Origin of the sequence: Sphingobium sp. Ant17 (genome assembly GCF_000588875.1) — a bacterium.
In the GTDB taxonomy this organism is placed as follows: domain Bacteria; phylum Pseudomonadota; class Alphaproteobacteria; order Sphingomonadales; family Sphingomonadaceae; genus Sphingobium.
In genome coordinates this window covers 22083-28964 of the sequence record NZ_JEMV01000056.1, presented here as the reverse complement: position 1 = coordinate 28964, position 6882 = coordinate 22083, and the positions used below count along the sequence as shown (strand labels likewise).

Here is a 6882-nt window from a genome sequence, read left to right as displayed (position 1 = left end):
AGGCGGGCGAAGCGCTTGCCGCCGCGCGGGAAGCGCGGGCGACGGCTGCGGCCCGCGCCGAAGCCGCCGATGAACGACGCATCGAAACGAACCGCCTGTCGGGCGAACGGTTCGAATGTCCGCCCCCCGTCCTGCCCGAAAAACTCGGCTTTGCCAGTGCCGATATCCGTATCGCCCAGACGGAACAGGCCGAGCATGACCGCTTCGTCGCCGAGCGCGAACGAATCGGTCCGGTCAATCTGGTCGCGGCGCAAGAATTGGACGAACTGGAAGCCAGCCAGGCCGCCAGCCGCGCGGAGAGCGAAGAACTGACGCAGGCCATCCACCGGCTGCGCGGATCGATCGGCAGCCTCAATCGCGAAGGACGGCAACGGTTGCTCACCGCGTTCGAGGCGGTGGACGGGCATTTCCGCCGTCTTTTCACCACGCTGTTCAATGGCGGGCAGGCGCATCTGGAACTGATCGACAGCGACGATCCGCTGGAGGCGGGGCTGGAAATCATGGCGCAGCCGCCAGGCAAGAAGCTGGCCGCGCTGACGCTCTTGTCGGGCGGGGAGCAGGCGTTGACGGCGGTGGCGCTGATCTTTGGCCTGTTCCTAACCAACCCCGCGCCGATCTGCGTGCTGGACGAGGTCGACGCGCCGTTGGACGACGCCAATGTCGAGCGCTTTTGCGATCTGCTCGATGCGATGGTGGCGCAAACTCAAACCCGTTACCTGATCGTCACGCATAATGCCGTCAGCATGGCGCGGATGCACCGATTGTTCGGCGTCACTATGGTCGAACAGGGCGTCAGCCGCCTCGTCTCGGTCAACCTTCAGAGCGCCGAGGCGCTGCTGGCGGCGGAGTAAGGCCTAGCTCCTGCCAAACCAGCCCTTCATCCTGCGGAACAGGCCGCGTTCGCTGATGGATTCGAACATTTCTTCCGGGCCTTCGGGATCGAGCACTTCATTATCGGCGAGCCAGGTCTGGACGTCGTTCAGGTCCGGGGTAACATAGGGGCGAAAGGTCCGCCCCGGCTTCTGGCGCATTTCCTCTATGCCCGCGATCAGCCCGCGTTGCGCGATCACGGTGGCAACGCGCTCGACCGGCATGTCGAGATGCTCGGCGATCAGATCGTTGCGAATGGCAAGGATACGATCCTGCCGACCAACATTCGCAGGCCGCACAGTGTCGATCGTGACGTCGCATTCGGTATCGAGCCGCATCGACCGATTGTTCATGTTGGAGGAGCCGACGCGAATCAACCGATCGTCCACGATCAGGATCTTGGCATGAATGTAGATGGGGGCGCCGCGCGTCGTGAAGGCGTGGTAGATGCGGAAGCGGCCATAGGTGTCGCGCGCCTTGAGTGCTTCGTAGAGGCGCGCGCGCGCCGTATCCATTGCCTGCTGTTCCAGCCAGCCATCGGCATGTTCCGGGTTGACGATAACGACATCGGGACCATCGGGTTCGGCGAGCCGCTTGGCGATCGCTTCGGCGATACGGCGTGAGGCGAAATATTGGCTCTCGGCATAGATGCAGCGTTTTGCCGCAGCGATTTGGTGACAATAGAGCCGCTCGATCTCCGTTACGCCATCCTGGTCGTCCATTTGCGGTGCGGATCGGGAAATGGCGACGTCCACGCCTTCAAACTGCACCGGCAGGGTGTCGGGCCAGCAATCCTCGCCCCCCTCGACCGGCTCCAGATCGTCGCCGCCCGCCATCTTCCAGCGCATGCGGGCATGTGCCCCAAGCGCCGCAGCAACCGGCCCGGCGAGCGCCGTGGTCGCGTCATGCCATGGCCCATAGGGCGATCCGTCGGGATGATGCCGCCCCGGTTCCTCGTCGCGATGGTGACGGGTATCCCACCGGTCGCCGGTCATGTCGATGCCGCCGCAAAAGGCGAAACAATCGTCGATCACCACGATTTTCTGATGGTGCGAGGCAGCGGGCGGATGATGCCCGTCCAGCTTCACCGTGACGCGCGGATGCGCCATCCATTTGAGCGTGGTGAACAGGTTGACCGGGCTGACCATCGACTTCATCGCGCCGACGTCCCAGCGCAGGAGAAAGATTTCGAGGTCGGGCGAGCGGTTGACCAGCCAGCTGATGAAATCGCCGATCACCGCTGGCGAGCCGTCTCCGACCTCATCGTCGCGCACCAGGCTGATCGCCGCATCGAAATCCCAGCCGATCAACATGATCCGCTTGCGCGCCTTGAGCATCGCGGCGCGGGCATGGCGAAAATAGGTGTCGGCATCGATGATGACGCTGGCGCGGGTGGCGGTCTCGATTTTCCAGCAATCGTCGCCGGGCACTGGCCCTATAGGATGCTCGCTCATGCGCTGCCTACTACCAGACACGCAAGGAACATCAACAACCCCGCAAAGCGATTGGCGCGGAACTTGGCGAGGGGGTCGATGCCGTCCTCGCGCAACGTAGCAACCTGCCACAGCAAATGTGCGGCGATGGGCAGGAGGGCGAGCAGTGCAAGCCCGTCCGGCCGGACCTGCCAGATCGCCGTCGCCCAAAGGCCAAGCGCCAGAAGATAGCAAAGCGATACGCCCGCGCGGACATGCCGCCCCATCGACAAGGCGCTGGAACCAATCCCGATCAGCGCGTCGTCCTCCCGATCCTGCAGCGCGTAGATTGTGTCATAGCCCACAACCCAGAAAATGGTTCCTGCATAGAGCAGCAGCCCAGCGCTGGTCAGCGTGCCTGCGACCTCGCTCCAACCCACCAAGCCGCCCAGGAAAAGACAAGGCCCAGCCAGATTTGCGGCCAGCCCGTGATCCGCTTCATGAAGGGATAAGCCGCCACCAACGCGAGCGACGCCAGCGCCACGACCTGCGCATAGGGCCGCAATTGCAGCAGCACGATGAGCCCGACCGCGCAGAGTGCCAGCAGCCAGAGCCACGCGGTTCTGAGCGAGATCGCGCCGCTGGCAAGCGGGCGCGATGCGGTACGTGCGACCTTCGCATCGAGATCGCGATCGACGATATCGTTGAATACGCATCCCGCGCCGCGCATCGCGATGCTACCGAGCAGAAACCACAGGATGAGCGGCCAGCGGACAAAGCCACCCCCGGCCAGCGCCACGGCCCAGGCGCCGGGCCAGAAGAGCAGCCACCAGCCGATCGGCCGATCAAATCGCGCCAGCAGCGCAAGACCGCGCGGCGTGTTTGGCAAACGCGACAGCAGACCGCGCGCTTGGGTGTCGGGGACGATGCTACTGCTCACACTATCTCCGTTTCGCCGCTGATCGAGGGGCGCGTCTCGACTTCGCTTGATACGAACGGCATTAGGGATGCCATTGCCATACGGAAAGACCGAAATGACCGCTACCCCCGCCTGGCCGCCGCAGAGCGCCCCGCGCCTGCATGTCGAAACCCAGTTGGGCGAAGGTGTGGTGGTGTCGATCGACGGTAATCCGGCCCATTATCTGATCGCCGTCATGCGGGTGAAGCCAGATGACATCGTGCTGCTGTTCGATGGCCGGTCGGGCGAATGGGCCGCGCGGGCACGCGACATTCGTAAGCGCGACCTGGTGCTGGAATGCGTGGCGCAGACCAAGCCTCCCGAAACCGTGCCTGATTTCTGGCTGTGCTGCGCGCCGATCAAGAAGGGGCGCATCGACCTGATTGCGGAAAAGGCGTGCGAATTGGGCGTGGCGAAACTCCAGCCCGTGCTGACCCGCCGCGCGGTGGTGGACAAGCTCAACCTCGACCGGCTGCACGCGCATCTGGTCGAGGCCGCCGAGCAGTGCGGGCGCACCGCCCTGCCCGAGCTTGCCGCCATGGTGAAGCTCGATGCGCTGCTGCGCGATTGGCCGCAGGCGCGCCCTCTCTTCTTTGCCGACGAAACCGGCGGTGCGCCGCTGACGGAGGCTTTTGCTAATTATCCCGGCCCGGCCGCTTTCCTGATCGGGCCGGAAGGTGGTTTCGACCCCGCCGAGCGCGCGGCGATCCGTGCCCATCCTCAAGCCGTGCCGGTCTCGCTTGGTCCCCGAATCCTGCGCGCGGAAACCGCCGCCATCGCCGCTACGGCCGCCTGGATGACGATCAACGGCGACTGGAAATAGTTTCATTTCGCTATTGGATTGAACCGGATAGCAACAAAGCCTATTTGATCGACGCCCGCTGCTGTTTGACGGGCAGAGGGGAAGCAGTAAGGGCGGGGCATGAGCACCAGAACCGACTCGGGGGATCATGATCCCGTCATCGAAAGCCGCGACCAGCTGATCGCGGCCTTTGCCAAGGGTGAAAAGCCCAAGGACCGCTGGCGCATCGGCACCGAACATGAAAAATTCGTCTATAACCGCAAGGATCATCACGCTCCTTCCTATGAGGAAAAGGGGGGCATCCATACGCTGCTCATCGGCCTGACCCGCTATGGCTGGAAGCCGGTGTTCGAAGGCGAGAATATCATCGCTTTGTCGGGGGACGATGGCACGATCAGTCTGGAACCGGCAGGGCAGTTGGAACTATCGGGCGCGCCACTCGACAATCTGCACCAGACCTGCGCCGAAACCGGGCGGCATCTGGAGCAAGTGAAGCATGTCGGCGACATGCTGGGGCTGGGTTTCCTGGGCCTTGGCATGTGGCCCGACAAGACGCGCGCCGAATTGCCGATCATGCCCAAGGGCCGTTACGAGATCATGCTGCGGCACATGCCGCGCGTGGGATCGATGGGTCTCGACATGATGTTGCGCACCTGCACCATCCAGACCAACCTCGACTATGGCAGCGAGGCGGACATGGCCAAGAAGTTCCGCGTTTCGCTGGCGCTGCAGCCGCTTGGCACGGCGCTGTTCGCCAATTCGCCCTTTACCGAGGGCAAGCCCAATGGCTTCCTGTCCTATCGCAGCCATATCTGGTCGGATACCGACCCCAAGCGCACCGGCATGCTGCCCTTCGTGTTCGAGGACGGCTTTGGCTATGAACGCTATGCCGACTATGCGCTCGATGTGCCGATGTATTTCGTTTTTCGCGATGGCAAATATATCGACGCGTCGGGGCTTAGCTTCCGCGATTTTCTCGACGGCAAACTGTCCGCCCTTCCCGGCGAAAAACCGACCGAGAAGGATTGGGAAGATCATCTCTCCACCGCTTTCCCTGAAGTGCGGCTGAAGAGTTTTCTCGAAATGCGCGGCTCCGATGGCGGTCCATGGGGGCGAATTTGTGCCCTGCCCGCCTTGTGGGTCGGCCTGCTCTACGATCAAGGCGCGCTCGATGCGGCGTGGAATCTGGTCAAGGACTGGAACATGGAGGACCGGCAGATTTTGCGCGATTCCGTGCCTCGGCTCGGCCTGGACGCGCCGATCGGTGGCGGTCGCACGCTGCGCGACATTGCCCAGCCAGTGTTGGATATTGCACGGGCGGGTCTGGTCGCACGCGGTCGGCTCAATGCGGCGGGCGACAATGAGACGGGCTATCTGTCCGGCCTGGAAGAGGTCGTGTCCTCCGGCAAGACCCATGCCGAACGGCTGCTCGATCGCTATCATGGCGAATGGGGCGGCGATGTCAGCAAAGTCTATGCCGAGGAAAGCTTTTAGGGCGCGGGCTGCTCTGCGGCCTGCGCCATTTCTGCCGGTTCCCGCTTTCGCCCGGTGATCCACGCAATGAAGCACGGCACCGGGGCGTTGCGTTCCATCCAGTCGCTATACGCGCGATAGTCGGGGTCGGCGGACAGATGCTGCTCCTCGGTCCGGGCGCGCCAATAATAGACGGCATTGGTGAGACCCAGCATCGCACAATTGCGCACGATGTCGGTGATCGATCCGCTGACACTGAGGAACGGCAGCGCTGAAAACCACCAGAAGAGGTTTTTCGACAGATAGGCCGGGTGCCGGGTCCAGCGATAGGGACCATGGGTCAATATGCCGCGATGGGTGAGGTTGGAAAAGCGCAGGCCGAACGCCATCGTCGCCCAGGCATAGATGGCGGTCAGCAGCACCAGCCAGCCGCCCAACAGCCATTGCAGCACTGTCGATCCTTGCGTCCAATAATCCCATTCCGCGCCGCCCGCATGATAATCGAGCGGCCCGCCGCCGCCCATCAGGACGAAGGGCGGGTAGCAGATCAGCGCGGCCAGCCAGCCAGCGAGATAGGGATTGGCGGTGCGGATATGCGAATCGAGCGGCTTGAAGGTCAGGATATAGCCGACGGTCGCCAGGCAGACGTCGATCATGAACATGACCGCGATCAGGAAGCTAGCGAGCGCGATCGGATTGGCGAGCGCATCAGCGATCCGCCATTCCACCACGCTCGAAAAATTGCCGGGTACGATCGACACCATGAAGGCAAGGAAGAAGCCCTTGACCGCCCAGGCGCGGGCGTGATGGGCGACCTGCACCATGTCGGGCACCCCCGCCGCGCCGCCAATCACCCATTGGCCAAAGCTGTAGGAAGCGTCTTTCGGATCGACCATCCGGCGGTCGATCCAGATGACATAGGGGATGGAGAGCGCCAGCAGCCACGGCGCGGCGCTGGTGAACAGGTCCATCGAAAAGCGGTAATTGCCGCTCCAATACCAGCGGGCGACGCAATAGAAGATGGCGATGGCGAGCCAGGTCGCCCATAGCCCGGCGATCTTGACGATACTGGTGTCCAACATGCTGCGAACCGAACGGGCAGGCCCGCACCAGTCGATTCCGGTCGATGCATTGCGATGCACCTTGTCGATCAGCAGCGACCACAGCACCATCGGTAGGCCACAAGCCACGACCGCAGCCAGCCCGGCATTGGGACCGTTCATGCCATAATGACGCGCGACCAGGGTCCACAGGGCAAGGCCGAATAGACCAGCGATGCCGACGCCATGGCTGACGGCGGATTTGGGGCAGGGATCGTCAGAGTGGCGCATGGCGGGAAGCCTAGCAATATTTGGTAAGCAAGCAGT

General features: G+C 63.1%; 4 protein-coding genes and 2 pseudogenes. 3 read left to right on the top strand and 3 right to left on the bottom strand.

The genetic code is table 11. The features are described from left to right. Window positions 1–851, top strand: a pseudogene (locus BF95_RS19345) (chromosome segregation protein); the annotation flags it as partial. A 3-nt stretch (window positions 852–854) separates the two neighbouring features. Here BF95_RS19345 and BF95_RS19340 read toward each other — a convergent pair. Together BF95_RS19340 and ubiA are read right to left on the bottom strand one after the other, a co-directional pair. Continuing rightward, window positions 855–2324, bottom strand: coding sequence for a phospholipase D-like domain-containing protein (locus BF95_RS19340; RefSeq protein ID WP_043153596.1), 1470 nt, complete (start codon window positions 2322–2324; stop codon window positions 855–857). After that, window positions 2321–3222, bottom strand: a pseudogene (ubiA, locus tag BF95_RS19335) (4-hydroxybenzoate octaprenyltransferase). Before ubiA ends, BF95_RS19340 begins: the two are co-directional and overlap by 4 nt. Before the next feature lie 94 nt (window positions 3223–3316). On the opposite strand from ubiA, the gene BF95_RS19330 reads away from it, so the two are divergent. Next, window positions 3317–4063: a 16S rRNA (uracil(1498)-N(3))-methyltransferase gene (locus tag BF95_RS19330; protein ID WP_043153595.1), complete on the top strand. Its 747-nt coding sequence runs from the start codon at window positions 3317–3319 to the stop codon at window positions 4061–4063. A 99-nt stretch (window positions 4064–4162) separates the two neighbouring features. Next, the gene (locus tag BF95_RS19325) at window positions 4163–5536 is read left to right on the top strand and encodes a glutamate--cysteine ligase (protein WP_043153593.1); all 1374 of its coding nucleotides are present in this window, start codon (window positions 4163–4165) and stop codon (window positions 5534–5536) included. On the opposite strand, the gene BF95_RS19320 is transcribed toward BF95_RS19325, so the two are convergent. Beyond that, window positions 5533–6846 carry a methyltransferase family protein gene (locus BF95_RS19320; RefSeq protein ID WP_043153591.1) on the bottom strand — a complete coding sequence of 438 codons (1314 nt, stop codon included), beginning with the start codon at window positions 6844–6846 and terminating at the stop codon, window positions 5533–5535. The two genes, BF95_RS19325 and BF95_RS19320, sit on opposite strands and share 4 nt — an antisense overlap. Between the last annotated feature and the right edge of the window lie 36 nt (window positions 6847–6882).